This window comes from Streptomyces sp. V1I1 (assembly GCF_030817355.1).
Classification (GTDB): domain Bacteria; phylum Actinomycetota; class Actinomycetes; order Streptomycetales; family Streptomycetaceae; genus Streptomyces.
The window spans coordinates 7,479,009-7,503,247 of sequence record NZ_JAUSZH010000001.1; the positions used below are offsets into that span (position 1 = coordinate 7,479,009).

The 24,239-nt window shown below is 70.8% G+C and carries 26 protein-coding genes; 20 read left to right on the top strand and 6 right to left on the bottom strand.

What is annotated here, in order from left to right; genetic code table 11:
- Positions 1–18: 18 nt before the first annotated feature.
- Both QFZ67_RS35085 and QFZ67_RS35090 read right to left on the bottom strand, forming a co-directional pair.
- A complete protein-coding gene (locus QFZ67_RS35085) occupies positions 19–1,572 on the bottom strand; it encodes an MFS transporter (RefSeq protein WP_307665065.1) in 1,554 nt (517 codons plus the stop codon).
- 105 nt (positions 1,573–1,677) lie between these two features.
- Positions 1,678–2,244, bottom strand: coding sequence for a TetR/AcrR family transcriptional regulator (locus QFZ67_RS35090; RefSeq protein ID WP_307665066.1), 567 nt, complete (start codon positions 2,242–2,244; stop codon positions 1,678–1,680).
- 175 nt (positions 2,245–2,419) lie between these two features.
- On the opposite strand from QFZ67_RS35090, the gene QFZ67_RS35095 reads away from it, so the two are divergent.
- The 3 genes from QFZ67_RS35095 (at position 2,420) to QFZ67_RS35105 (ending at position 3,628) form a co-directional block, all read left to right on the top strand.
- Positions 2,420–2,611: a DUF6381 family protein gene (locus QFZ67_RS35095; RefSeq protein WP_307665067.1), complete on the top strand. Its 192-nt coding sequence runs from the start codon at positions 2,420–2,422 to the stop codon at positions 2,609–2,611.
- 137 nt (positions 2,612–2,748) lie between these two features.
- A complete protein-coding gene (locus QFZ67_RS35100) occupies positions 2,749–3,438 on the top strand; it encodes a HemK2/MTQ2 family protein methyltransferase (RefSeq protein WP_307665068.1) in 690 nt (229 codons plus the stop codon).
- On the top strand, positions 3,419–3,628 hold the full coding sequence (locus QFZ67_RS35105) for a CDGSH iron-sulfur domain-containing protein (RefSeq protein ID WP_307665069.1): 210 nt from the start codon (positions 3,419–3,421) through the stop codon (positions 3,626–3,628). Before QFZ67_RS35100 ends, QFZ67_RS35105 begins: the two co-directional genes overlap by 20 nt.
- 65 nt (positions 3,629–3,693) lie before the next feature.
- On the opposite strand, the gene QFZ67_RS35110 is transcribed toward QFZ67_RS35105, so the two are convergent.
- On the bottom strand, positions 3,694–4,980 hold the full coding sequence (locus QFZ67_RS35110) for a peptide ligase PGM1-related protein (protein WP_307665070.1): 1,287 nt from the start codon (positions 4,978–4,980) through the stop codon (positions 3,694–3,696).
- 108 nt (positions 4,981–5,088) lie between these two features.
- Here QFZ67_RS35110 and QFZ67_RS35115 point away from each other — a divergent pair, with 108 nt between their 5' ends.
- On the top strand, positions 5,089–6,078 hold the full coding sequence (locus QFZ67_RS35115) for an iron-containing redox enzyme family protein (RefSeq protein WP_307666083.1): 990 nt from the start codon (positions 5,089–5,091) through the stop codon (positions 6,076–6,078).
- Between the two features lie 2 nt (positions 6,079–6,080).
- On the opposite strand, the gene QFZ67_RS35120 is transcribed toward QFZ67_RS35115, so the two are convergent.
- Positions 6,081–6,248: a hypothetical protein gene (locus QFZ67_RS35120; RefSeq protein WP_307665071.1), complete on the bottom strand. Its 168-nt coding sequence runs from the start codon at positions 6,246–6,248 to the stop codon at positions 6,081–6,083.
- Between the two features lie 181 nt (positions 6,249–6,429).
- Here QFZ67_RS35120 and QFZ67_RS35125 point away from each other — a divergent pair, with 181 nt between their 5' ends.
- The gene (locus QFZ67_RS35125) at positions 6,430–7,317 is read left to right on the top strand and encodes a hypothetical protein (RefSeq protein ID WP_307665072.1); all 888 of its coding nucleotides are present in this window, start codon (positions 6,430–6,432) and stop codon (positions 7,315–7,317) included.
- 46 nt (positions 7,318–7,363) lie between these two features.
- On the top strand, positions 7,364–9,037 hold the full coding sequence (locus tag QFZ67_RS35130; protein WP_373430163.1) for a serine hydrolase: 1,674 nt from the start codon (positions 7,364–7,366) through the stop codon (positions 9,035–9,037).
- Here the strand turns inward: QFZ67_RS35130 and QFZ67_RS35135 are convergent.
- Entirely contained in the window at positions 9,032–9,979 is a 948-nt protein-coding gene (locus QFZ67_RS35135; RefSeq protein ID WP_307665074.1) for a nucleoside hydrolase, read from the bottom strand. The two genes, QFZ67_RS35130 and QFZ67_RS35135, sit on opposite strands and share 6 nt — an antisense overlap.
- Positions 9,980–10,418: 439 nt before the next feature.
- Between QFZ67_RS35135 and QFZ67_RS35140 the strand changes: the two genes are divergently transcribed.
- From QFZ67_RS35140 to QFZ67_RS35155, 4 genes are all read left to right on the top strand, one after another.
- Positions 10,419–10,724, top strand: a complete 306-nt coding sequence (locus tag QFZ67_RS35140) for a LysR substrate-binding domain-containing protein (RefSeq protein WP_307666084.1) — start codon at positions 10,419–10,421, stop codon at positions 10,722–10,724.
- A 151-nt stretch (positions 10,725–10,875) separates the two neighbouring features.
- Positions 10,876–11,478, top strand: coding sequence for an alcohol dehydrogenase catalytic domain-containing protein (locus QFZ67_RS35145; protein WP_307665075.1), 603 nt, complete (start codon positions 10,876–10,878; stop codon positions 11,476–11,478).
- Complete coding sequence (locus QFZ67_RS35150) at positions 11,360–11,680, top strand: zinc-binding dehydrogenase (RefSeq protein ID WP_307665076.1); 321 nt, start codon at positions 11,360–11,362, stop codon at positions 11,678–11,680. Before QFZ67_RS35145 ends, QFZ67_RS35150 begins: the two co-directional genes overlap by 119 nt.
- A gap of 64 nt (positions 11,681–11,744) precedes the next feature.
- Positions 11,745–12,776, top strand: coding sequence for an aldo/keto reductase (locus QFZ67_RS35155; protein ID WP_307665077.1), 1,032 nt, complete (start codon positions 11,745–11,747; stop codon positions 12,774–12,776).
- A 16-nt stretch (positions 12,777–12,792) separates the two neighbouring features.
- Here QFZ67_RS35155 and QFZ67_RS35160 read toward each other — a convergent pair whose 3' ends face one another.
- On the bottom strand, positions 12,793–13,020 hold the full coding sequence (locus QFZ67_RS35160) for a hypothetical protein (protein ID WP_307665078.1): 228 nt from the start codon (positions 13,018–13,020) through the stop codon (positions 12,793–12,795).
- A gap of 143 nt (positions 13,021–13,163) precedes the next feature.
- On the opposite strand from QFZ67_RS35160, the gene QFZ67_RS35165 reads away from it, so the two are divergent.
- From QFZ67_RS35165 to QFZ67_RS35210, 10 genes are all read left to right on the top strand, one after another.
- On the top strand, positions 13,164–13,718 hold the full coding sequence (locus tag QFZ67_RS35165; protein WP_307665079.1) for a (2Fe-2S)-binding protein: 555 nt from the start codon (positions 13,164–13,166) through the stop codon (positions 13,716–13,718).
- A complete protein-coding gene (locus QFZ67_RS35170; protein ID WP_307665080.1) occupies positions 13,715–16,090 on the top strand; it encodes a xanthine dehydrogenase family protein molybdopterin-binding subunit in 2,376 nt (791 codons plus the stop codon). The genes QFZ67_RS35165 and QFZ67_RS35170 overlap by 4 nt, the downstream gene beginning before the upstream one ends.
- Positions 16,087–16,950: a xanthine dehydrogenase family protein subunit M gene (locus QFZ67_RS35175; RefSeq protein ID WP_307665081.1), complete on the top strand. Its 864-nt coding sequence runs from the start codon at positions 16,087–16,089 to the stop codon at positions 16,948–16,950. The genes QFZ67_RS35170 and QFZ67_RS35175 overlap by 4 nt, the downstream gene beginning before the upstream one ends.
- A complete protein-coding gene (locus QFZ67_RS35180; RefSeq protein ID WP_373430164.1) occupies positions 16,947–17,834 on the top strand; it encodes an AAA family ATPase in 888 nt (295 codons plus the stop codon). Before QFZ67_RS35175 ends, QFZ67_RS35180 begins: the two co-directional genes overlap by 4 nt.
- Before the next feature lie 4 nt (positions 17,835–17,838).
- A complete protein-coding gene (locus tag QFZ67_RS35185) occupies positions 17,839–18,993 on the top strand; it encodes a VWA domain-containing protein (protein WP_307665083.1) in 1,155 nt (384 codons plus the stop codon).
- Positions 18,986–20,098: an XdhC/CoxI family protein gene (locus tag QFZ67_RS35190; RefSeq protein ID WP_307665084.1), complete on the top strand. Its 1,113-nt coding sequence runs from the start codon at positions 18,986–18,988 to the stop codon at positions 20,096–20,098. The genes QFZ67_RS35185 and QFZ67_RS35190 overlap by 8 nt, the downstream gene beginning before the upstream one ends.
- A 10-nt stretch (positions 20,099–20,108) precedes the next feature.
- Positions 20,109–20,786 carry an SRPBCC family protein gene (locus QFZ67_RS35195; protein ID WP_307665085.1) on the top strand — a complete coding sequence of 226 codons (678 nt, stop codon included), beginning with the start codon at positions 20,109–20,111 and terminating at the stop codon, positions 20,784–20,786.
- Between the two features lie 154 nt (positions 20,787–20,940).
- Positions 20,941–21,120 carry an FXSXX-COOH protein gene (locus QFZ67_RS35200; protein ID WP_307665086.1) on the top strand — a complete coding sequence of 60 codons (180 nt, stop codon included), beginning with the start codon at positions 20,941–20,943 and terminating at the stop codon, positions 21,118–21,120.
- A 57-nt stretch (positions 21,121–21,177) separates the two neighbouring features.
- Positions 21,178–23,439 (top strand): FxsB family cyclophane-forming radical SAM/SPASM peptide maturase, encoded by a 2,262-nt coding sequence (locus QFZ67_RS35205; protein ID WP_307665087.1) that lies wholly within the window; start codon positions 21,178–21,180, stop codon positions 23,437–23,439.
- A gap of 127 nt (positions 23,440–23,566) precedes the next feature.
- The gene (locus tag QFZ67_RS35210; RefSeq protein ID WP_307665088.1) at positions 23,567–24,238 is read left to right on the top strand and encodes a TIR-like protein FxsC; all 672 of its coding nucleotides are present in this window, start codon (positions 23,567–23,569) and stop codon (positions 24,236–24,238) included.
- Position 24,239 lies beyond the last annotated feature (1 nt).

A 24,239-nucleotide genomic window follows, 5' to 3' on the forward strand; every position in this document is an offset into this window, starting at 1 on the left:
CGGGAATTCCTGGCTGGTTCAGCGGGTGGTGGTGGGTGTGGTCCGCGCGGCGGTGTTGCCCGGTGGACCGGGGTCGGGAGCCGGAGCCGGAGGCGGCTCGGTGGACGGCGGCGCCGGGTGGCGGCGCGCCAGGAGGGGAGCCAGGGCGGCCCCGGCGGCGACGACGGCCGCCGAGGCGAGGAACGCGGCCCGGTAGCCCTCGGTGAGGGCCGCCGCGTGGGAGTAGTGGTGCTCGAATGCGGCCGTACGGGATGCGGCGAGGGTGCCGAGCACGGCCAGCCCCAGGGCTCCGCCGACCTGCCGGGTGGTGTTTATCAGGCCGCCGGCGAGGCCCGTGTCGGCGGGCTGGACGCCGGTGACGGCGGCACCGGTGAGCTGTACGAAGGCAATGCCGAGGCCGAGGCCGATGGCGATGATGGGACCGAGCACATCGGCGGCGAAGGTTCCGGTCGCGGAGATACGGGCCAGCCACAGCAGTCCGGCGACCTGGGCCAGCAGGCCCGCGGCGAGGGTGACGGCCGGTCCCAGTCGGCGGGCGAGCCGTGGTGCCAGGGACGACCCGACCATGTTCGCCGCCGCCAGCGGTAGTTGCGAAAGCCCCGCCTGCAGCGGCCCGTGGCCGAGCACCTGTTGCTGGTAAAGGGGAAGAAAGAAGAACAGTCCGACCCAGACGGCGCCCAGGAGTGCCATGGCGAGATTGGCGGGACCGACCGAGCCCGTCGTGAGCAGGCGCGGCGGCAGCAGGGGCGCGGGGTGGCGCCGCTCGACCAGGACGAAGAGCGCGAGCAGGACGGCGGCGGCCGCCACGCTGCCCAGGACCCAGGGGTCGGTCCAGCCGGAGCGGCCGGCGGTCGTGAGGCCGTAGACGAGGGCGACGAGACCGGTCGTGACGGTCACCGCTCCGGTGAGGTCGAGGCGCCGGGGGCCGGGGCCGGGAACCGGGTCGGCGGGCACGAGCACCACGGTGGCGGCGAGGACCACGGCCGCAGCGAGTGCGGATGCGTGGAAGACCCAGGGCCAGCCCAGCCTCTCGGTGAGCACGCCGCCCAGCAGGACTCCGGCGGCGCCGCCCGCGCCGGAGACCGCGCCCCACACCCCAAGCGCCCTGCCGCGCCGCGGGCCGGGCGCGAAGTGCCGCATGACGAGGGAGAGCGCGGCGGGCGCGACGGCGGCGGCACCTATGCCCTGCGCGGCGCGGGCGGTGATCAGCGTCCACGGGGCGGTGGACAGCCCCGCCCCGAGCGACGCGGCGGCGAAGAGCGCGAGGCCCGCGAGGAGGACCCGGCGCCCGCCTACGAGGTCGGCGGCCCGCCCGCCCAGGAGCAGCAGCGCTCCGAAGGCGAGCCCGTAGGAGTTGACGACCCAGGACAGGCCTGCGTCGGACAGACCGACGCTGTCGCGGACCGAGGGAAGGGCGACGTTGACGATGGAGGTGCTGAGCACGACCGCGAACTGCGCAGCGGCCAGAACGGCAAGGGTGGCCCCGGGCCGGCCTGCGGGGAGGCCATCGGATGCGACGGACGAGGGCGGCGCACCGGACCCGTCGGCGGCGCCGTTCGGTGTGCTGGGCATGCGGAACACTCCTATGTGTGGTTGACCACTCATACATTAGTTCAGAAAAAAGGCCAGGCGTCGGTCCGTGCGCGGTGCGGGCCGACGCCCTGCCGGGTTGTGCTGTCAGAAGTGCCGGATGCCCGCCGTGAGCGTGCGCGTCCAGGGGGCGTCCACCTTCTCCGCGTCCATCGACACCAGCAGGTGGCACAGCATGCCGGTGGCGAAGAACTCCTGGATCTGCCGGTCCTCGCCCCCGGAGGCTCCGCGGACGTACTCCACCAGGCGGGCGTACCCCGCCCGCACGGCGTCCCGGACCGCCGCCTCGGAGACCGCGGCCGCCTGGGCGTGCATCTGCACAAGCAGGAGGTCGTTGTCGCTGATCAGCCGGGCGTAGGCATCGCCCATCGCGGAGAGGACGGCGTCTGGCGAACCGCCCTTGGCGCCGGCGGCGCCGACCTCCAGGCTTTCCCGCACCCGGACGAAGCAGTGCTCGACGACCGCGACGAACAGTGACTCCTTGCTGGGGAAGAGCCGGTAGACGTACGCCTGGGAGATGCCCGCGGCCCTGGCGACTTCGGAGGTCGTCGTGCCGTAGTACCCCTTCGACGCGAAGGCTCCGATGGCGGTGCGCAGCACCGTGTCGCGGCGCTCTTCGGCGGTGGACAGTTGACGGCGGCGTTCGGATTGCATGTGAGTACTTAACCACTCACACATTTTGCCGTCAAGGGCTCAGGGTGGCCAGAGGGGTCGGACCGCGCGCAAGGTGGGGGCTTGGCATAACGCACGGTGACGGCTCGACATGCGAGCGTGGCGGGTCCCTGTTTCGCTGTATCTGCCCGCTTTCCCTTCGAACAAGGAGTCACCCATGAGCGTCGCAGGCGAATCTGGCGGCCGAGCGCAGCAGATGCGCGACAAGGCCAAGCAACTGTCCGAGGCCGCGGAGCGCGCGAGCGACCCGCAGGAGCGACAGAGGCTTCAGGAGAAGGCTCGGCGACTGCAGGAACAGAGCCGGCAGCAGGACGCGGGCGGCGACCGGGACGAGTTCCCTCCTGCGTAACTGGCCTGTCCTGCCGATGGCCTGCCCTCACACCGAGGGCAGGTCATCGGCACGCGGCATAGGTGTATGTACGCGGCATTAGTAAAGAAATGCTCCCCACCCTGTGATCTTCCCGGCTCATGGGGCACCCGGGGTCCATGACGACTCTGTCTCGTGACACAGGCGACGCGGGCGGCCCGCTGGTAGTGCCGCCTGGTGTGTACCCGCCGCAGGAAGACACCTTTCTGCTGGCCGAAGCCCTGGACCGGGAACCGCTCAGACCCGGCGCAGACGTACTCGACGTCGGGACGGGCGGCGGAGCGCTCGCCCTTGCCGCCGCGCGCCGCGGGGCCCGGGTGACCGCCGTCGACACGGCATGGCGGGCCGTGCTGGCCACCAGGCTCAACGCGGCCCTCGCCCGCCTCGACGTCGAAGTGCTCCACGGCGATCTGCTCACTCCCGCCGCGGGCCGCCGATTCGACCTCATCGTGACGAACCCGCCCTACGTGCCCTCCCCCGGGGGCCAGCCGCCGCGCGGCGGACCGGCACGCGCCTGGGACGCGGGCCGCGACGGCCGGGCCCTGGTGGACCGGATATGCGCCGGTGCCGCCGCCCTGCTGCGGCCGGGCGGAGCGCTGCTGCTGGTGCACTCCGCCGTGTGCGGTGTGGATTCCACGCTGGAGCGCCTCGCGCTGGGCGGCCTCGGAACAGCGGTGACCGACCGGCGCTGGATACCGTTCGGGCCCGTCATGCGCTCGCGGGCGCAGTGGCTGGAGGACCAGGGGCTGATCGCTCCCGGCCAGGAGAAGGAAGAGCTGGTGATCATCCGTGCCTGCCGACCCCAGTGAACGGCCGCGTCGCGTCACCGTGACGAAGGACGGCCCGGTGCTCGTGGAAGGCCCCGTCGAGGTGCTCCTCGAGGACGGGAGCAGCGTGACGTCGGACCGCTTCACCGTGGCGCTGTGCGCATGCCGGCGCAGCCGGTCGTACCCCTGGTGCGACACCAGCCACCGACGTCGGGACAAGGGTTGTCGATGAACTCGATGAACTCGATGAACTCGAACTCGACGAACTCGAACTCGAACTCGATGAACAGCCCTGCGCTAGGGGAGCAGCTCCATCTCCCGCGTCAGCCGCGCCTCGATCTCCGCCGTCCTGGCCGGATCGGCACCGATCACCGCGTACCGCCAGGACACGCCGTCCGCGGGAGCGTCCGCGTACAGGATCACCCCCTCCCCGCGGGCCGGATTCCAGCCCAGCCCTGCCGCCCGCAGGAGTTTCACGGCGTCGGCGAATCCGTACGCGGCTCTGGACCGCCCATTCGCGATCAGCCATGCGGGGGAGCTCAGCCCAGCAGCGCGGCCGAGGCGGCCGACCATGACGTGCGGGGTGGTGGTGGCCGTCCGGCGGACGTTGCTCTCCGTGGCGTACAGCCTGCCGTCCGAAGCGAGGACCGCGTCCAGTCCGTACGGGCCGGCGTACCCCTGCCGAGCCAAGTAGCGCCCCAGCGCCATGCCCCACTGCTCCAGCTCCTTCGCGGAGTCCTCCGCCATGTCTTCGAGGGGTGATACGTAGCCGGTGAAGGACCCGCCGGACGTGCGCATCTCGCCGCTGAACATCGGCCGGGGCCTGCTGCGGCACGCCTCCAGCTGGACGCTGACCGACCGGGCCACGTCGAGACACTGCTCGACCACCCAGTCCCCGTCGGCACCGACGAGGCCGGCCGGCCAGTCCCGCTCCCAGGACGCGTCGGCGTGCTCAGTACGAGAGACGAACCGCACCCCGTGACCACCGGCGGAGCGGTCGGGCTTGACCACCACCCGCTCGTACCGCGCCAGCAGTTCAGCCACCGTCCGCGTCAGTCGATCGCGTCGGCAGACCTGCCCGGGCGGCAGCCGCATCCCCAGGTCACGAGCGACTGCGCGGAAGCCGGACTTCGTATTGAGCCGGGACGTCACGTCCAGCGCACTCGTGCCCACTCCGCCGGGCCCATAGGGGACTACCGGCACCTCCAGCTCCGCGGCGAGTGCGACCGAAGGGACGTCCAGTGCGGTGGGCAGCAATTTGACCCCCTCCCGCCCGGCGATCAGCGCCCGGAGCTCGTCCATGAGCCCGGCCCGGCGTACCGCCTCCGCCATCGGCACACCCGGCGTCGCCGGTACGGTCACCACGGCCACGGAGTCGTACGGCACGCCCAGCAGCTCTCCCGCGTAACGCCGGAAGTCCCGGCTGAGCGGCACGGGGGAGACCAGCACGTCACTGGGGCGCGCCAGCCAGATCTTGCGCGGTGCCTGTGCCGCCCACTGCTCCAGCACCTCGTGGGACGCCAGATCGACGGCCACCTCGGACTGGAAATTGGCGTAGATGATCCACGGCTCGCGGTGCTCCACGTTTCACATCGTGACTCGTTGCGCGGGTGTGCGACAGCTCGGGCGGAGGAACCCACCTGCGTGGAGCATCCGCCCGATAAAGGGACGATCACGGGGTACCGGGGGGATATGGCCACAGAACAGCAGGGACCTGAGCTGCCGCGGGAGCGTGGTGAACTCTCGGCGGCCATCATCCGCTACCTCGGCGGTGAAACAACGCTGCCAGGAAGCCAGACCGTGCAAAAGGCGGACCCTTACGGGGACGATCTGCAGCTCGCTCTCTATATGACCTACGAGCTCCATTACCGCGGCTTTGCGGGCGTCGATGCAGCACTCGAATGGGACCCGGCGCTCCTGGGCGTGCGTTCCCTGCTCGAGGGCCGATTCCTTGACGCACTGCGCGCCGACGCCACCCGCCATGAAACCGTGGACGACGCATTGGCGGAACTTCTGGTGGAGCCGGTCAACGGCACCGGCGTCTCGCATTTCCTCCAGGACGAGGGAGAGCTGTGGCAGGTGCGCGAATACGCGGCGCAACGGTCGCTCTATCACCTCAAGGAGGCCGATCCGCACGCCTGGGTGCTGCCGCGGCTGTGGGGGCGCGCCAAGGCCGGCATGGCCGCCGTGGAGTTCGACGAATTCGGCGGAGGGCGGGCGGAGCGGGTCCACGCCCAACTCTTTGCGGACCTCATGACCGGTCTCGGCCTCGACACGACATACGGCCACTACCTGAATTCCGGTTCAGCACAGGCGCTTGCCACCGTGAACCTCATGTCGCTGTTCGGTCTGCACCGGGCCCTGCGCGGCTCCCTGGTGGGACACTTCGCCGCCGTTGAAATCACCTCCTCTCCCGGATCGAGGCGACTGGCCGCGGCCATGAACCGCACCGGGGCCGGGCCCGCCGCGGAGCTCTTCTACAACGAGCACGTCGAAGCCGACGCGGTGCACGAACAGGTTGTGCGGCGCGAGGTCATCGCGGGCCTCCTGGAAGAGGAGCCGCAGCTGGAGGCCGACATCGCATTCGGCATCGATGCGACGGAGCACCTCGAGAGCCGTCTCGCCGACTGTCTCCTCGCCGCCTGGCGCAGCGACACGTCGTCGCTGCGCACCGACTCGTAGCGCTATCTGTACTCGTCGTCGTGCAGCTCGACGACACGGGCCTGCTCCGCGCGGTCGGCTTCATTCGCCGAGTCCGGATCGGAATCGAAGAGGCGATCGTCGTGATGAGGGGCGATGTCGGCGTCCGGCTCCGCTTCGAACGTCTCAGGGTCGGTCGGGTCGATGTGCATCGGTGTCTCCGCGAAGTGATGTCTCCAGGCGGTGGTTTGTGGCGACCGTATCGGTGCCTCGCAGGCGCACGCCGCAGGCGCGCGAGGAGCGCGCTGATGCCACCTTTCTTGCCCCGCCGAACCCGGCTTCACTGGATGCCCGATCAGGCGCGCAGTACCTACCGGAGGAGCAGCGGTGGAGATGTGGAACAGACGCGGCGTGTTGGCCGCCGGGGCGGCTGCGTGCGTTACGGCGCTCACCGGGGCCGCGCTGCCGAAGCGGACCGGACCCCTGGAGATCGTCACCGGCGAGGACGGATTCGTCTCCCCGGCGACCGCCCCGGCCGGGGCTGTGACCTTCCGGGTGCGCACCACCAGTTGGCGCACCGGAACCGTCGGTATCGCGCAGCTGCGCAACGGAGCGACCGAGGACCAGTTCCGTACCCGCATGAGGCAGGTGTTCGCCGCGGAGGAGCCGGCGGCGGTCATCCGGGCCTCCCGGGAACTGATGGCCACCGCCGAGCAGTTCGGCGGCGCCGCGCCCCATCCCGGCACGGACTCCACGTTCACCCTCCGGCTGAAGCCCGGCGCCTATCTGGTCCTGGAGTACCTGGACTTCGCGGGCGCGCTCGGCCGCAATCCGCCGCCGGGAGCGGAGTACGTGCGTCCCCTCACCGTCACAACTCCCAATTCGGGCAGCAGCCCACCGCGTCCCTGTGCCACGCTGACGGCCGTCGACGCCGCTGGCGGCGTCCCGCGCTTCACGTTGAGCGGCCGGATCCTTTCTGACCAGCCCCTTCGTTATGTGAACGCCATGCGGGACCAGGTCGACGAGGCCCGCCTGTATCCCATCGTCGACGACTCGGTCACCGAGGCCGACATCGTGGCCTACTTCAAGGGCGAGACGCAGTCCGCACCCTTCGACTTCGCGGGACAACTCGGCACCCCGCCGCTCTCGTCGGGCCGGGAGGTGATGCTGCGGATGCCGATGCGGTCGGGGCGGTACGCGATCGTCAGCTGGGTGCGCAGCATGGCCGACGCCCAGCCCCTCACCGCGCACGGCCAGCTGCTCATCGTCCGCGTGCCCTGAAGCACCCGAACGCCTGCGGGCGACAACGTCCCACGGCGGGCGTTCAATGGAATGTATGCATGCTGCGAAGGGCGTACGACTACGCAGAAGCCGTTCGCTCGCCCTATCGGGCCTGGCCGTGCTGCTGACCGCGGCGACAGCCCTTACATCCGGCGCCGCCGCGCCGAGCCCGTCACCCTCGCCCTCTCCCTCGCCGTCCGCTCCGCAGGCACCCCCACCCCAGCCCCCGCCCCAGCTCACCAAGGCCGATGTGGATGGCGCCATCGGCAAGCTCGACGGTGTGGTAGAGAACGCGATGAAGCGAACCGGCGTGCCCGGCGCGGCCGTCGGCGTCGTATACGGGGACCGGGTGGTCTACCTCAAGGGCTTCGGCGAGCGAAAGATCGGCCAGTCCGCGCAGGTTGGGCCCGACACCGTGTTCCAGCTGGCGTCGCTGTCGAAGCCGCTCGCATCCACCGTCGTCGCCGGGGCCGTCGGGCAAAAGGTCGTCAGCTGGGACGAACCGGTGGCCGGCCACCTCCCCGGCTTCGCCCTCAAGGACCCCTGGGTGACCAGCCATGTCACCATCGCGGATCTGTTCTCGCACCGCAGCGGGCTGCCCGACCACGCCGGCGATCTGCTGGAGGACCTCGGCTACGACCGTACGTACATCTTGAGCCATCTGAAGTACGAGCCGCTCGAGGCATTCCGCGCGAGCTACGCGTACACCAACTTCGGCGTCACCGCGGCCGCGGAGGCCGTCGCCCGCGCCAAGGGCGTCAGCTGGGAGAAACTCAGCGACGACACCCTGTTCGAGCCGGCCGGAATGGACTCCACCAGCGCCCTCTTCGCCGACTACGAGAAGGCGTCGGACAAGGCCGTCACCCACGTGAAGACCGAAGACGGCAGCTGGCAGGCGAAGTTCGTACGGGACGCGGACGCGCAGTCGCCGGCCGGCGGCGTCAGCTCCACCGCCGGCGACATGACCCGGTGGCTGCGGCTCCAGCTGGCGAACGGGAAGCTCGACGGCCGGCAGATCATCGACGCCGAAAGCCTGGAACATACCCACCTGCCCGAGACGCTCTCCCAGCCGCCGGCGGCCCCGGCCGGCCGCACCGGCTTCTACGGCCTGGGCTGGAACGTCAGTTTCGACGACCACGGCAGGCTCCGCCTCAGCCACTCCGGCGCCTTCGCGCTCGGCGCCAACACCAATGTGACGATGCTGCCCGGCGAGAAGCTCGGCATCGTCGTCCTCACCAACGGCCAACCGGTCGGCATGGCCGACTCCGTCGCCCTCGAATTCTTCGACATCGCCCAGAACGGCAAGCCCACCGCCGACTGGCTGCCGCTGGTCGCCGGGATCTACGAGCAGCAGGAGCAGGCCGCCAAGTCCCCCACCGACTACGCCGGTCCGCCCGCGAACCCCAAGGCGGCCCGCGCCGACAGCGCGTACACCGGTACGTACGAAAGCGCCTACTACGGAAAGCTTGTGGTCACGGCGGGCCAGGCGGGCCGGGACGAACTCACCCTCCAACTCGGGCCGAAACCCATGCGGTTCCGCCTCACCCACTACAACGGCGACACGTTCAGTTTTGCCACCACGGGGGAGAACGCGGTCGGTCTCACCGGCGTCACCTTCACCGTCGGCGACCGCGACACCGCGTCAAAGGTGCGCGTCGAATACCTCGATCAGAACGGCCTGGGCACCTTCACCCGCGCCGAGCCCGCTGCCCGATCATGAACGACCGCGGCCGCCCAAGGTGCGTACCGCGTCGACGATCAGGTCCCAGAAGGCGGGGACGTTCACGTCCATCCCCACATGCGTGTTCGCGGGGCGGCCGGTGACGCCGTCCAGGTCGACCACGGTGGCACCGCGTGTGTGGGTGCCGGTCAGTTCGACGGCGACCGACGCGGAGACCAGGCTGACCAGCTGCGGATCGATGATGTGCGCCACGGTCAGCGGGTCGTGCAGCGGCGGCGCCGCGAAGCCGAAGACCTCCCGGTATCTGGCGGCGAAGAAGGTCAGCAGCTCGGTGCAGAGCCGGCTGAGAGGGGTGCCGAGCGCGTCGATCCGCGCGATCACATCAGCCGTGGCCAGCACCTGGTGACTGGCGTTCAGCCCCATCATGGTGACCGGCAGACCGCTGGCGAACACGATGTCGGCGGCCTCCGGGTCACAGACGATGTTGAACTCGGCGGCGGGCGTGGTGTTGCCCCGGCCGGTCGAACCGCCCATCAGCACAATGCGCTCGATGCGCTCGGCCAGCCGGGGATGGCCGAGCAGCAGCGCCGCCACGTTGGTCAGCGGTCCGGTCGGCACGAGCGTCACCGGCACCGGATGCGCGAGCAGGGTGTCCCGGATCAGGGTGACCCCGTCCCGCGGATCCAGCGGCACGGTGGGTTCCCCGAACCCGGGTCCGTCCAGGCCCGACTCCCCATGGATGCCGGCGGCCACCGACACCGCCCCGTGCAGAGGCCGGTCCCGTCCGGCCCCGATCGGCACCCCCTCGACACCGGCGACGGTGCACACCCGCCGGGCGTTCAGCGTGGTCTTCTCCAGCGTCTGGTTGCCGGCGACCGTGGTGATCGCGAGCAGCTCGATCGCCGGATGTGCGGCGGCCAGCATGATGTTGAACGCGTCGTCGTGCCCGGGGTCGCAGTCGAGGATCACAGGGATGGCCATGGGTCTCCTCCTGGTTGGCGGCAACCGTGAAGCAGTATGGACGAGCACCGGCTGCCGTCGGCAGCGAAGCACCGTAGCCGTCGCGCACCCAGGAAGAACACGCCTTAATCCCCGGCTCGGCGCGGTCCAGGCTTGACCGCATGAAGAGCCTCGAACTGGTCGTCGTCGTCATAACCGCAGTGCCGGCCGCCTCGGCCCCCGGGTCATCGCTTCCGCCGCACGCTTGCAGGCTGTGGCGTTCTGGGGAGTCAGCCGGCGTCGCCCACTGGCCTGCAGGCATGCGGGGAGCCATCTCACCAGCGGCCTGGTACGAGCCTTCCGGCCATGAAGTCCAGTAGGTGTGCCGCCAGTTGGCCGGGCTGTTCCTCAGGGAGGAAGTGGCCGCTGTCCGCAATGATCTCGCCGGTCGCGGCGCTGCCGGCCGGCCATCCGCTGGCCCCTGTCCTCACGCCGGAACGAGACGGCGGCCTTCGACGCCGCCTTCGCCGTGTGCCGCACCGCGGGCTTCGAGCCGGACATCGCCCACGAGGCCGACAACCTTCACACTCTGCTCGGGCTCGTCGCCTGCGGCCTTGGCGTCGGCCTGGGGCCGGCGGAGATGCACAGGTTCCGGCATGTGGGCGTCACTCTGCTTCCGCTGGCACCGGCCACGCCGGGTCTCCACTTCCACCTGGCCCACCGTGCCGATGACGCCGGGGCGGTGCTCCGTAACTTCCGCCGCACAGTGATCCACGCCCATCGATGACCGCTCAGAAGCCCCGTTCAGGCCCGGTCCCCGTTCGGCGGCTCGTACGGTCGGGCTCCTCGCTTGGGCAGGTCCGACCGCGTAGAAGAGAGGCGTGGGCTCACGCCGGGTGCCCTCGAGCCCCTACTCACGTCACGTCAGGGAGTCCTCTGTGAAAGCCCTCGTCGCCACCGACTACGTGCCGCTGGACCGGATCACGGTCACCGACCACCCCACACCCACCCCGGAACCGGGCCAGGTGCTGATCAAGGTCGAGGCCGCAGCGCTCAACCCGCTCGACCTGGCGCTGATCACCGGCGCCATGAAGGACATCTACCCGGTCGACCACCCGCTGGTGATCGGCATGGACGCGGCAGGCACCGTGGCCGAGGTGGGGGAGGGCGTTTCCGGCTACGCGCCGGGTGATCCTGTGCTCGCCTTCGCCGGATTCGTGGGTGCCGTTGCCCAGTACACGGTGGCGTCGCCCGGCCCTCTGCTGGCCCGGCGGCCTCCGGGCCTGGAAAGCCTGCACGCAGCGTGCATTCCCGAATCGGGCCTGACCGCGGTCTGCCTGCTGCGCGCCGTCCGGCTCGCGGCGGGCGAGAGCGTGCTCGTGATCGGGGCCCGCCGACGTGGTGGAGGAGACCCTGCGCCTGGTGCCCGACGGCGTCGATGTCGTCGTCGACCTGGTCAACTCGGGCGACGGGCTCATGGGCACGGCGCGTGTGGCCCGGCCGGGCGGTCGGCTGGTGTCCCCGCTCTACGGGCCCGATGACCTGGGCGGCGACGTCTCCGCGGTCTACATCGGCTCGTTCCAGGCCGAGCCCGGTGATCTGGAAGACCTGGCGGCCCGGGCGGCGGACGGGCGCCTGCGGGTCGAGATCGGCGCACGCTACTCCTTGGACGACGCCGTACAGGTTGTCGTCGACTTCGCCGGGAAGCACATCCGGGGCAAGGTCGTCATCGGGATCCCATAGCGGATGTGACGTGACGTCACGAATGCGCACCACTCACCCCCGACCTACGAAAGGCACAGCCCTCATGAAGCGCAGGACCCTCGGTGGCACCGGCATCTCGGTCAGCGAATACGCGCTCGGCGCGATGATGTTCGGCGCCTGGGGCAACGGCGACCACGACGAGTCGGTCCGTATGATCCACCGGGCCCTGGACGCGGGCATCAACTTCGTGGACACCGCCGACATCTACAGCCAGGGCGAATCGGAGGAGATCGTCGGCAAGGCGCTCAAGGGCCGCCGGGAGGGCGTCGTGCTCGCCACGAAGGGCAGCAGCCCGATGGGCGAGGATCCCAACGAAAGGGGAAACTCACGGCGCTGGCTCACCCGCGCCGTCGAGAACAGCCTGCGGCGCCTGGGCACCGACCACATCGACCTCTACCAGGTCCACCGCCCCGACCATGCCACCGACATCGACGAGACCCTGTCCGCCCTCTCCGACCTCGTACGCGCGGGCAAGGTGCGCGCCATCGGCCACTCCACTTTCCCGGCGGAACAGATCGTCGAGGCCCAGTGGGCGGCCGAGCGGCGCGGCCACATCCGCTTCAGGACCGAGCAGCCGCCGTACTCGATCCTGGCCCGGGGCGTCGAGGCCGCGGTGCTGCCGGCCGCCCAGCGCTACGGCATGGGCGTGCTGACCTGGGGCCCGCTCAGCGCGGGCTGGCTCTCCGGCAAGTACGGGAAGCGGTCGGACGTCGACCTGACGGCGGGCAGCGGGCGAGCCGCGCTCGAGCAGCACAAGTTCGACCCGTCGGTGCCGGGCAACGCCCGCAAGCTGGAGGCCGTCGGCGAGCTGAGGAATCTCGCCGACGAGGCGGGCCTGAAGCTTGCGCACCTGGCGATCGCGTTCGTACGGACCCATCCGGCCGTCACTTCGGTGATCATCGGCCCGCGGACGCCCGCCCACCTCGAGGACCTGCTGGAAGGCGTGGGCGTCGAGCTGAGCGAGGACGTGCTGGACCGGATCGACGAGATCGTGCCTCCGGGCACGGACGTGAACCGGGGTGACTCCTACTACACACCGCCTGCGCTTGCCGACACGTCCCTGCGCCGCCGCTGAAGCGGAACGGCGCTCGTCACGGCATGATCTCCAGCGGATCGTACTGGTGAGGCCGGTCGCCGACCCACTCGGTCCAGGTGGGGTCGTCGAGAAGGTCTGCGGCGTCCGGCAGTCCGGCCTGGCGGAGGAACTCCAGCAGATGCGCATCGGAATGGGCGAGGCCCATGATTTGGTCCCGGACCGTGACCCGGCGGCCACCGGAGGCGGAGATCCGGTGGACGACGATCGGCGGGCGTCCCGACATGCCTCCAGCGTCCATCCAGATGGGCCCGGAGGCACCCGCGCCAGGCCCGACCGAGCGCTAGCGCGTCCCATGGCGGCCACTTACAGTTGCACATATCGGATCAGAACGCCGTATTGATCTCGTTCGTGCATCTGGGAGGGCATATGACCCGCATCTCGCTCAAGGTGGACGGCACGGCGTACGAGGACGAGGTGGAACCCCGCCTGCTGCTCGTCCACTATCTGCGCGACCGGCTGGGCCTCACCGGCACCCCTGTGGGATGCGACACGTCCAACTGCGGGACCTGCACCGTCGATCTGGACGGTGAGAGCGTCAAGAGCTGCACGGTGCTGGCCGTCCAGGCCGACGGGGGCGAGGTGACGACCATCCAGGGCCTGGCCTCCGACAGCGATTGGCATCCGTTGCAGACGGCGTTCCATCAGCAGCACGCCCTTCAGTGCGGCTACTGCACGCCAGGCATGATCATGGCCGCCCGGGACCTGCTCAAGGAGAACCCCGACCCCACGCCCGACGAGATCCGCCACGGCCTCGAAGGCAACCTCTGCCGGTGCACCGGCTACGAGAACATCGTGCGCGCCGTCCTCGCGGCCGCCGCCGAGGAGCGGCGCCGTCGCGCCCCCTCGCCCGGAGCCGTCACGACGACCGCGCCGGACCCGCTCAAGGCTCCGGCGACAGCCGGGCAGGAGGCGCCGACATGACCGAGCAGCTCGCCGAACGCGAGGTCGGCCGTTCCCGTACGCGTAAGGAAGACGCCCGGCTCGTCACCGGCCGGACCACCTGGACGGACAACATCGCCCTCCCGGGTCTGCTGCACATGGCGATCCTTCGCAGCCCCATGGCACACGCCACAATCGGCCACGTCGACGTGACGCCCGCGCTGGAGCGGCCAGGGGTGATCGCCGCCTTCAGCGGCCGCGACCTGGCCGGCGAAATGGGCTCCATGCCCTGCGTATGGCCGGTGACCGAGGACATCATCATGCCCGACCATCCGGCGGTGGCGGTCGACGAGGTCCGGTACGTCGGCGACCCGGTGGCCGTCGTGATCGCCCGCGACCGATATGCCGCGGCCGACGCGCTGGAGGCCGTGGACGTCGACTACACGCCGCTGCCGCCCGTGCTCGACCTGGAGGACGCGCTGGCCGACGGTGCCCCGCTGGTGCACGGCGACAAGGGCACCAACCGCTGCTACACGTGGCCGCTCGCCGCGGGTGACTACGAAGCGGAGAAGGCCCGGGCCGACGTCGTGGTTCACCGCCGCTACACCCAGCAGCGCCTCATCCCGAACGCGATGGAGCCGAGGGCCGTGGTCGCCACGCCGCCCACAGCGTCCAACGAATACACCCTGTACTCATCGACGCAGGTCCCGCACGTCGCACGGGTGACGCTGTCGATGGTGACCAAAATCCCTGAGCACCAGCTGCGGGTAATAGCCCCGGACGTCGGCGGTGGCTTCGGCTCCAAGCTCCAGGTGTACGGCGAGGAAGCCCTCGCCCTCGTTCTGGCCAGGCGGCTCGGCCGGCCGGTCAAGTGGACCGAGTCCCGGTCGGAGGGCTATCAGGCCACTCACCATGGCCGCGGCCAGCTGCAGGACATCGAGCTCGCGGCGACCCGGGACGGCAAGCTGCTCGGCCTGCGCGTCGACCTGCTCGCCGACATGGGCGCCTACCTGATGCTGATCACACCCGGCATCCCGATCCTGGGCGCGTTCATGTACCCGGGGATCTACAAGATGAACGCGTACACGTTCAACTGCACCGGCGTCTTCACCACCAAGACCCCCACCGACGCCTACCGGGGCGCGGGCCGTCCGGAGGCGACGTTCGCGATCGAGCGGACCATGGACGAGCTGGCCGCGGAGCTCGGCCTCGACCCGATGGAGCTGCGCCAGCGCAACTGGATCGGCCACGACGAGTTCCCGTACACCTCGATCTCCGGTCTCACCTACGACAGCGGCAACTACGAAGCCGCCACCGACCGGGCGCTCGCCCTCTTCGGCTACCACGATCTGCGGGCCGAGCAGCGCGTGCGGAACGAGCGGAACGACCCGGTGCGGCTCGGCATCGGCATCTCCACCTACACCGAGATGTGCGGCATAGCGCCGAGCCGGATTCTGCGCGACCTACGCTATGTCGCCGGTGGCTGGGAGGCGGCCACTATCCGCATGCTGCCAACCGGCAAGGTCGAAGTAGTCACCGGCACCAGCCCGCACGGGCAGGGGCACGCCACCTGCTGGAGCCAGATCGCGGCCGACGAGCTCGGCGTGCCTTTCGACGATGTCGAGGTGGTGCACGGCGACACCAAGGCGGTTCCGCAGGGCATGGACACATACGGCTCCCGTTCGCTCGTGGTCGGCGGGGTCGCCGTCCACCAGGCCGCGCAGAAGGTGGTCGCCAAGGCCCGCAAGGTCGCCGCGCACCTGCTGGAGGCGAACGAGGCCGACCTGGAATTCTCCGGCGGCACCTTCTCGGTGAAGGGTTCGCCCGAGGCGACGAAGACCATCCAGGAAGTGGCCTTCGAGACGTTCTCGTCGCACGACCTGCCCGACGGCATGGAACCGACGATCAACGCCGAGCACCTGGTCGACCCGGACAACTTCTCGTATCCGCACGGCACTCACCTGTGCGCCGTCGAGGTCGACACCGAGACAGGCCGGGCCCGCATCCGCAGTTACGTCTGCGTCGACGACGTCGGCAAGGTGATCAACCCGTTGATCGTCCAGGGCCAGATCCACGGCGGCCTGGCCCAGGGCATCGCCCAGGCGCTCTTCGAGGAGGCGGTGTACGACACCGAGGGCAACCTGGTCTCCGGCACCATGGCGGACTACCTGGTGCCCTCCGCACCCGACCTGCCCAGCTTTGTCACCGACCGCACCGAGACCCCGGCGACGTCCAACCCCCTGGGTGTCAAAGGCGTCGGCGAGGCCGGGACCATCGCGTCAACCCCGGCCGTGGTCAACGCGGTCGTGGACGCACTGCGGCCGCTCGGCGTGAGCGACGTGGCCATGCCGTGCACGCCGGAGCGGATCTGGCAGGCCGTCAAAAAGGCCAGGGCCGAGGAGGCGACGGCATGATTCCCGCTGCATTCGACTACGCGCGGCCGCAGACGGTCGACGAGGCGGTACTTGCGCTGGCGGACGGCGGCGACGAGGCGAAGGTCCTGGCCGGCGGTCAGAGCCTGATCCCCATCCTGCGTCTGCGGCTCGCCTTCCCCGAACTGCTGGTCGACGTCGGCCGGATCCCCGAACTGCGCGGGGTGCGCGAGGACGCCGCCGCCGGTTCGCTCGTGATCGGGGCCATGACCACACATCACGACGTCATCCACGACCCGCTGGTGCGCCGCCACGCAGGGCTGCTGGCCGCGGCGGCCGAGACGGTCGCCGACCCCGCCGTACGGCACCGCGGCACGCTCGGCGGCTCCCTCTCGCACGCCGACCCGGCAGGTGATCTGCCGGCGGTGCTGCTCGCCCTCGACGGCGAGCTGGTGGCCGCCGGGCCGCAGGGCCGGCGCACCATCCCGGCTGCCGAGTTCTTCACCGACTACCTCCAGACCGCGCTGCGGCCGGACGAACTGCTGGTCGAGGTCCGCGTACCGAAGACGGAGAACTGGGGATTCCACTACGAGAAGTTCAACCTGTCCGCCCAGGCCTGGGCGGTCGTCGGCGTGGCGGCGCTGGTGCGGCGCGACGACGGCCACCTCGCCGAGTCCCGTATCGGCCTGACCAACATGGGCACGACCCCCCTGCGGGCGAGTGCCACCGAAGAGGCGCTCGCCGGGGCCGACGCCGACCCGGCGGCGGTGGCACGGGCCGCCGAAGCGGCAGCGGAAGGCACCCGTCCGGCGTCCGACCTGTCGGCGTCGCGCGAGTACCGCGAACACCTCGCTCGGGTGCTCACCCGGCGAGCGGTACTGGCCGCGGCCGGGATGGAGTGACAGGTGTGACGGACGGGCCGGACGAGTTGCGAGCAAGACTGGAGAAGACCGGCTATCTCGTCGACGACGGTCTCGCCATCGCCTGCTTCCTGGCCCTGAAACTGCACCGGCCGATCTTCTGCGAGGGTGATGCGGGCGTGGGCAAGACGGCGCTCGCCTCCGCTCTCGCGCAGGTTCTCGACGCACCCCTGATCCGCCTCCAGTGCTACGAGGGCATCGACGCCTCCCAGGCCCTGTACGACTGGGACTTCCCGCGCCAGCTGCTGCATCTGCGGGCCGCCGAAGCGGCCGGGATCACCGACGCGGACCGGCTGGAGAGCGAGCTGTACAGCAGACGGTTCCTCATCGCGCGGCCGCTGCTGCAGGCGCTGGAGACCCAGCCGTCGGTGCTGCTCGTCGACGAAGTCGACCGCGCCGACGACGAGTTCGAGGCCTTTCTGCTCGAGCTGCTCTCCGAGTACACCGTCACCGTCCCCGAGCTGGGCACCCTGCGGGCCCAGTCGCCGCCCGTCGTCGTACTCACCTCCAACCGCACCCGCGAGGTCCACGACGCACTGAAGCGGCGCTGCCTGTACCACTGGTTCGACCACCCGGGCTTCGAACGCGAACTCGCGATCGTCCGCAGGCGCCAGCCCCAGGTGACCGAACGGCTCGCCGCACAGGTGACCGCCGTCGTGCAGACACTGCGCACGCAGGACCTGCTCAAGCCGCCCGGTGTGGCCGAGACCATCGACTGGGCCGAGGCCCTCGACGCGCTCGGCGCGACAGAACTCGACGCGGAGCTGGCCGTCGCGACGCTCGGCTCGGTGCTCAAATACCGCGAGGACGCGGAACGGGCCCGGTCTCTCGACCTGACCGCGGTCCTCGCCGCCCGGGGAGCGTGACGCCATGCCCGCGGCACCAGCGGTGGACGCGACGGCGGTCCTCGTCGGATTCGCCCGGGCACTGCGCGAGGCCGGCCTCCCCACGGGCCCTGACCGCGTGCAGACCTTCCTGCGCGCGCTCGACATCCTCGGGGCCGAGCGCCGCTCCGACGTCTACTGGACGGGCCGGCTCACCCTGTGCGGCAGTCAGGACGACTTGGAGCGGTACGAGCGCGTGTTCGCGGCGTACTTCGCGCAGCAACAGCGGCCCCCCGACCGGGCGCGCCGCGTCCCGGCCCCGGGGCCTGTGCTCCGCGTGCCGGTCGCCGAGGCCCGCCCGCCTCTCGAAGCAGGGGAAGAAAGGGCCGGGGGGCCGCCCGCGGCCGCCCTTGCGAGCTCCGCGGAAGTCCTGCGCCACCGCGACATGGCCGAGTTGTCCGCGGCCGAGCGCGCGCATCTGCGCCGGCTGCTCGCGGCGTTCTCGCTGAGCGGTGAGCCGCGCCGCACTCCCCGGCTGCGACCGGCCCGGCGCGGCGGCGTCGATCCGCGGCGCACCGTAAGGGAGTTGCTGCGCCGCGGCGGAGAGCCCGCGCGGCTGCGCCACCGCGCCCCCGCCACCAAGCCGCGCCGCGTCGTGCTGCTGCTGGACGTGAGCGGCTCGATGGACCCGTACGCGGACGCCCTGCTGCGCTTCGCGCATGCCGCGGCGCACGGCTCGCCGTCCGGTAGCTCTGCCCGTACGCGCACCGAGGTGTTCACCATCGGCACCCGGCTGACCTGCGTGACCCGCGAAATGGCGCACCGCGATCCGGACGCGGCGCTGGCCGCTGTCGCGTCGGCGGTGCCCGACTGGAGCGGAGGCACCCGGCTCGGCGAGATGCTCCGCGGATTCCTCGACCGGTGGGGGCAGCGGGGCACCGCCCGCGGAGCGGTGGTCGTCGTGCTGTCCGACGGGTGGGAGCGCTCGGACCCGGCGCTGCTCGCGGCCCAGATGCGGCGGCTGCACCGACTGGCCCACCGGGTGGTGTGGGCCAACCCGCGCAAGGCGCGCCCCGGATACGAGCCGCTGGCGGCCGGAATGGCCGCGGCGCTGCCCCACGTGGACGCGTTCGTCGAGGGGCACAGCCTGGGCGCACTGGAGCGCCTGGCGGCAGTGGTGAGAGGTGCGGCCGATGCGTGAGATCCTCCCGGCGCTGAGCCGCTGGTACGCCTCCGGAAGCCCGTTCGGGCTCGCCACCGTCGTCGCGGTCAGCCGCAGTGCGCCGCGCGGCCCCGGTGCGGCGATGGCGGTGGGCCCGGACGACCAGGTCGTGGGCAGCGTCTCCGGCGGCTGCGTGGAGGGCGCGGTGTTCGACCTCGCCAAGGACGTCGTCGAGACCGGTCGGGCGCAGTTGCAGACCTTCGGCTACAGCGACGAGGACGCGTTCGCCGTCGGGCTCACCTGCGGCGGCGAGATCACCGTCCTCGTACGCTCCGTCTCGGCCGTGGCCGACGGCTCGTTCGGCGAGGTCGCGGCGTCGGTAGCCGAGCACCGCCCGGTCGTGGTGGCGACCGTGATCGACGGCCCCGCCCCGCTCGGCGCCGTACTCGCCGTCTGGCCGGACGCGGTTTCCGGCTCGCTCGGATCGGCCGGCCTCGACGCCGCGGTCACCGCCGACGCGCGCGGCGAGCTGGCGCAGGGGGCGACAGGCCGGCGTCACTACGGCCCGCACGGCGAACGGCGCGAGGACGACGTCACCGTGTTCCTCCAGTCCTTCGCCCCGCCGCCGCGGATGCTTGTGTTCGGCGCGATCGACTTCGCCGCCGCGGTGGTCCGGATCGGCGCGTTCCTCGGCTACCGGGTCACCGTGTGCGACGCGCGCCCGGTCTTCGCCGACCCCCGCCGCTTCCCGGACGGGATCGAGGTGGTGGTCGACTGGCCGCACCGGTATCTGGGGGGCACCGAAGTCGACGACAAGACCGCGATCTGCGTGCTCACCCACGACCCGAAGTTCGACGTCCCGCTGCTCGAAGTGGCCCTGAGCACCCCGGCCGCGTACATCGGTGTGATGGGCAGCCGCCGTACGCACGAGGACCGGTTGGCGCGCCTGCGGGCGAACGGAGTCGACGCAGCCGAGCTGGAGCGGCTGCGCTCGCCCATCGGCCTCGACCTCGGCGCCCGTACTCCCGAGGAGGTGGCGGTCTCGATCGCGGCGGAGATCGTCGCGCTGCGCTGGGGCGGCAGTGGCAGCCCGCTGGCACAAACAGCCGGAGCGATCCACCGGGCCCCTCTGAAGCCGGTGTGAGGAGAAGACCATGGAGCTGCAACACCAGTTCACCGTCCCTGTCCCGCTCGGCGAGGCGTGGCGGGTGCTGCTCGACATCGAGCGGATCGCCCCCTGCATGCCGGGCGCCACCGTGGAAGGCTTCGACGGCGAGCACATCATGGGCAGGGTGAAGGTGAAGGTCGGCCCGATCACCGTGACCTACCTCGGCACCGCCACCTTCGAGGAGATGAACGAGTCGGCGCACCGGATCGTCCTGACCGCGCACGGCAAGGAAGTTCGCGGGCAAGGCACCGCGCGAGCCACCGTCACCGGAACACTGGCCGAAGGCGACGGTGGTACGGCGGTCACGGTCGTCACCGATCTGACGATCACCGGACGGCCCGCCCAGTTCGGCCGCGGGGTCATGGCCGATGTGGGCGACAAACTCGTCGGCCAGTTCGCCGACTGTGTGTCACGGCAGTTGGCGAGCGGCGAGCCGTCTGCGAGCGCGCCCGCCGGCGCCGGGGAGGGCGCAGCCACCCGCCCCGACCGTGCCGAGGCCGGCAGTGCCGAGCCTGCCGTGTTCGGCCGCACCGGCTGGTACGAGGCCGAGCCGATCGACCTCCTGCGCACTGCGGGTGTCCCGGTCGCCAAGCGCGCGGCGGTAGTTCTTGTGGTGGCCGCACTAGCCGCCCTGACGGTCATCCTCATCCGCAGAAAACGGTGACAGGCTCGGCGAGGAGGTCGTCGAGTTCCTGGAGACGGACGAGGCGCGGCGCAGGCGCTCCGCCCGAGTTGGCCGGTGGGTGCCTTGTCGTTGCGTAATCACGGCGTGACGATAAGAAGGCCGCCCGGAGCCGCACACCCGAGGAGACCCCCCTATGGCCAGCGACGAGCAGCCGCCCGCGATTGTCTTCGGCGCCCTCGAGGACCACAGCGGCACCCCGCTGGGACAGGTGCCGGAGGCGGCTCAGAACGCCGTGCTGGCGCGGGTGGGCTCGGCGCGCGGAGAGACGGCGTCCGCATTCCAGTCCTCCGGGTCCGCCCAGCCCTCGCCTTGATCGACGGACAGGGGGAACGCTCAGGTGACGGCGGGGACGCGGCCATTCCGTCAGTTTGTGGTCAAAGTGCACAGCAGGTGCGACCTGGCCTGCGACCACTGCTACGTCTACCAACACGCGGACCAGAGTTGGCGCGGCCGCCCGGTCACCATGCCGGATGAGATCTTCCGGCTCACCGCCGGCCGGATCGCCGAACACGCTGCCGTGCACGGCCTGTCCCGCGTGCATGTGGTGCTCCACGGCGGTGAGCCGCTGCTGGCCGGCCGTGAGCGGCTGCGCGGCTTCGCCCGCGAACTGCGCGGCGCGCTACGCGGGGTGAGCGGTCTCGACCTGCGCATGCAGACCAACGGGCTGCGGCTCGACGACGAGTTTTGCGCCATGCTGGCCGACGAGGGCATTGTCACCGGCATTTCGCTCGACGGCGACCGTATCTCCAACGACCGGCACCGGATCAGGGCCGATGGGGCCGGCAGCTACGACGACGTGGTGCGAGCCGTCCGCAGACTTGGAGCGCCCGCCCACCGGCGAGCCTTCGGCGGGCTGCTGTGCACGGTCGATGTGGAGAACGATCCGGTCGCGGTGTACCGGGCCCTGGTCGAACTCGACCCGCCGGGCATCGACTTCCTGCTGCCGCATGCCACTTGGGACCGGCCGCCGCCGCGCCCGCGGGGAGAGACGGACTACGCGGACTGGCTGATCGCTGTCCATGAGAGGTGGAGGGCCGACGGGAAGCCCGTACGGATCCGGATGTTCGAGTCGATCACCCGGCTCGCCAAGGGCGGCCTCAGCCTTACCGAGGCGCTGGGTCTGGGCAGTTCGGACCTGCTCGTCGTGGAGGCCGACGGCGCCATCGAACAGGCGGACTGGCTGAAGACCGTCGCCCACGGCGCTCCGGAAACAGGCTTCCATGTGGCGCGCGACCGCTTCGACGAAGCTGCCGCCCACCCCGGCATCCGGGCCCAGCGACAGGGCCTGGATGGACTGTCGGCCCAGTGCCGGGCGTGCCCGGTGGTGGCGGTGTGCGGCGGTGGACTGTACGGCCACCGCTTCCGGACCCCGGCCTCGACAACGGCCGGCGCTTTCGACAACCCCTCGGTGTACTGCACCGATCTGCTGAAACTGATCCAGTACGTGGAACGCGCCGATGACAGCGTTCCTTCGCACGGCCTGTGCCGGACGCACTTCGACGAGCTGGCCGGCGGCCATGGCTCAGCCGCAGCCGTCGGAGAGTTGGCCCAGGCGCAGAGCAGCCTGCGACGGGTGCTTCTCGCGGCCGCTCACCGGGCGGCTCCGCACCCGTCGGCGGCCTGGGAGTCGATCTTTGCACTGTCTCCCGCCGCCCTGGACGCGGTGCTGGCCGACCCCTATCTGCGGGTCTGGGCGCTGGAGGTCTGTGAGGGGGCGGATCCCGACCCGGGGCGGCCGGCCGAGATCGCCCTGGCCGCCGCTGTCCGGACGGGGGAGCGGCTGAGTCTGACGGTGCCACTGCGCGAAGGGGGCATACAACTTCCGGGACTGGGGCGGCTTTTGGTGAACAGTGGTGCTCATGAGCTGACGGTCTCCGCAGAGCACGGCGGGATCACGGTCGAGGGCCGTCCGCTGACCGCCCTGCCGGACACCCTTGTCTGGGAGCCACTGCGATTCCTGGAGGCGGACGGGGCGCGGGTGGCGCTGGAGGACACCGATCCCTACCGGACCTGCTACCAGTCCGCGGTCCTGCCCCGGCTCACCGCCGCCGAATTCCACAGCTGGCAGGAGGCGTTCGGCAGCGCATGGCAGATCATCCTGGCCGAATACCCCCGCTACGCCGACGGGCTCGCCGCCGGACTGCGCGTGGTGACCCCGCTCGGGGCCCCGGCCGTGAGCGAGACGTCCCGGCATGCGTTCGGCGCTGTCGGCATCGTACTGCCGCCTTCCGCCGATGACCTCGCCCTCCTGTTGATCCACGAGTTCCAGCACGTCAAGCTCGGTGCGCTGCAGGACATGTACGACCTGGTCGACGTGGAGCGCGGCCTGCACCGGGTCGCCTGGCGCGCGGACCTTCGGCCGCCCGACGCCGTGCTTCAGGGTGTCTACGCCCATCTCGCGGTGGCCGACGTCTGGCGGATCCGCGCCCGGCGCACCGCGCCCGTGTCAGAGCCCGGATCAGCGCCCGGATCAGGCACCGACGCCGCCGCCCGGCGGGCGTCGTACTGGCGTGACGCGGTGCTGGCCGCGCTGGACACGCTGGCCGACGCCGGGGCGGCCACCGGTGTGGGCGAGCGTCTCTTGGCGGGCATGCGGGCGACGACACAGGCAATCGACCGGTCGGCGCAATGATCTGTTGCCCTCAACCCCTAGTACCGGCAGGGGACTTCGCGCTCCAATGGATGCTCGGGCACCGGCCGCGCCGCCGGGGGCACCCTGTCGGCGGGCGGTCGGCAGTGATCACGGGGGAGGCGAGGCCATGAGCCATCCGTTCTCCTCCTCGCCGCCGTTCGCGAGCTCCACAAGCCCCATGGGACAGGACCCGTACTTCTTTCTCAGCTACGCGCGTGTCCCCTCGACCGAGGAAGAACGGCGTGGAGAGCACCCGGACCAGGATCTGGTCGACTTCCACCGGGAGCTGTGCCGCCACGTCATGCAACTGACCGACCACGACGGCACCCAGCCGCCCGGCTTCCTGGACCGGCGGATGGGCATCGGCGCCGACTGGGAGAAGAACCTCAAGCAGGCGCTGGCGACCTGTCAGGTCTTCGTACCCGTCTACACCAAGAGGTACTTCTCCCGGGAATGGTGCGGCAAGGAGTGGGACGCCTTCGCACGGCGGCAGGCGGAGCAGCACCGGGCCCGGCCCTACACGGTCAATGCGATCGTCCCTGTTCTCTGGCTGAGTCCCGCACACCTGGATCTGCCCCCGGTCGCCGAGGCGGTCCAGTACACGCACCCGGACCTCGGACCGCCCTACCTGAAGATGGGCCTCTACGGGCTGCGCGAGGCGGGGTACTCGCTGCAGTACCGCAGGGCCGTCTGGGGAATCGCCCAGACGATCGTCAAAGTCGCCCAGCAGGCGCGCCTCGAGCCGTGCGACATAGGGCTGTTCGACGACCTCCGGAACGTATTCGAGGAGGGACCGTAGG

Coding starts and splice junctions, on each gene's coding strand:
- QFZ67_RS35165 (WP_307665079.1), top strand. CDS start 13,164: ATGACCCGCATCTCGCTCAAGGTGGACGGCACGGCGTACGAGGACGAG.
- QFZ67_RS35090 (WP_307665066.1), bottom strand. CDS start 2,244: ATGCAATCCGAACGCCGCCGTCAACTGTCCACCGCCGAAGAGCGCCGC.
- QFZ67_RS35095 (WP_307665067.1), top strand. CDS start 2,420: ATGAGCGTCGCAGGCGAATCTGGCGGCCGAGCGCAGCAGATGCGCGAC.
- QFZ67_RS35195 (WP_307665085.1), top strand. CDS start 20,109: ATGGAGCTGCAACACCAGTTCACCGTCCCTGTCCCGCTCGGCGAGGCG.
- QFZ67_RS35115 (WP_307666083.1), top strand. CDS start 5,089: ATGGCCACAGAACAGCAGGGACCTGAGCTGCCGCGGGAGCGTGGTGAA.
- QFZ67_RS35175 (WP_307665081.1), top strand. CDS start 16,087: ATGATTCCCGCTGCATTCGACTACGCGCGGCCGCAGACGGTCGACGAG.
- QFZ67_RS35170 (WP_307665080.1), top strand. CDS start 13,715: ATGACCGAGCAGCTCGCCGAACGCGAGGTCGGCCGTTCCCGTACGCGT.
- QFZ67_RS35100 (WP_307665068.1), top strand. CDS start 2,749: ATGACGACTCTGTCTCGTGACACAGGCGACGCGGGCGGCCCGCTGGTA.
- QFZ67_RS35135 (WP_307665074.1), bottom strand. CDS start 9,979: ATGGCCATCCCTGTGATCCTCGACTGCGACCCCGGGCACGACGACGCG.
- QFZ67_RS35085 (WP_307665065.1), bottom strand. CDS start 1,572: ATGCCCAGCACACCGAACGGCGCCGCCGACGGGTCCGGTGCGCCGCCC.
- QFZ67_RS35120 (WP_307665071.1), bottom strand. CDS start 6,248: ATGCACATCGACCCGACCGACCCTGAGACGTTCGAAGCGGAGCCGGAC.
- QFZ67_RS35130 (WP_373430163.1), top strand. CDS start 7,364: ATGGAATGTATGCATGCTGCGAAGGGCGTACGACTACGCAGAAGCCGT.
- QFZ67_RS35160 (WP_307665078.1), bottom strand. CDS start 13,020: ATGTCGGGACGCCCGCCGATCGTCGTCCACCGGATCTCCGCCTCCGGT.
- QFZ67_RS35190 (WP_307665084.1), top strand. CDS start 18,986: ATGCGTGAGATCCTCCCGGCGCTGAGCCGCTGGTACGCCTCCGGAAGC.
- QFZ67_RS35185 (WP_307665083.1), top strand. CDS start 17,839: ATGCCCGCGGCACCAGCGGTGGACGCGACGGCGGTCCTCGTCGGATTC.
- QFZ67_RS35125 (WP_307665072.1), top strand. CDS start 6,430: ATGTGGAACAGACGCGGCGTGTTGGCCGCCGGGGCGGCTGCGTGCGTT.
- QFZ67_RS35155 (WP_307665077.1), top strand. CDS start 11,745: ATGAAGCGCAGGACCCTCGGTGGCACCGGCATCTCGGTCAGCGAATAC.
- QFZ67_RS35210 (WP_307665088.1), top strand. CDS start 23,567: ATGAGCCATCCGTTCTCCTCCTCGCCGCCGTTCGCGAGCTCCACAAGC.
- QFZ67_RS35200 (WP_307665086.1), top strand. CDS start 20,941: ATGGCCAGCGACGAGCAGCCGCCCGCGATTGTCTTCGGCGCCCTCGAG.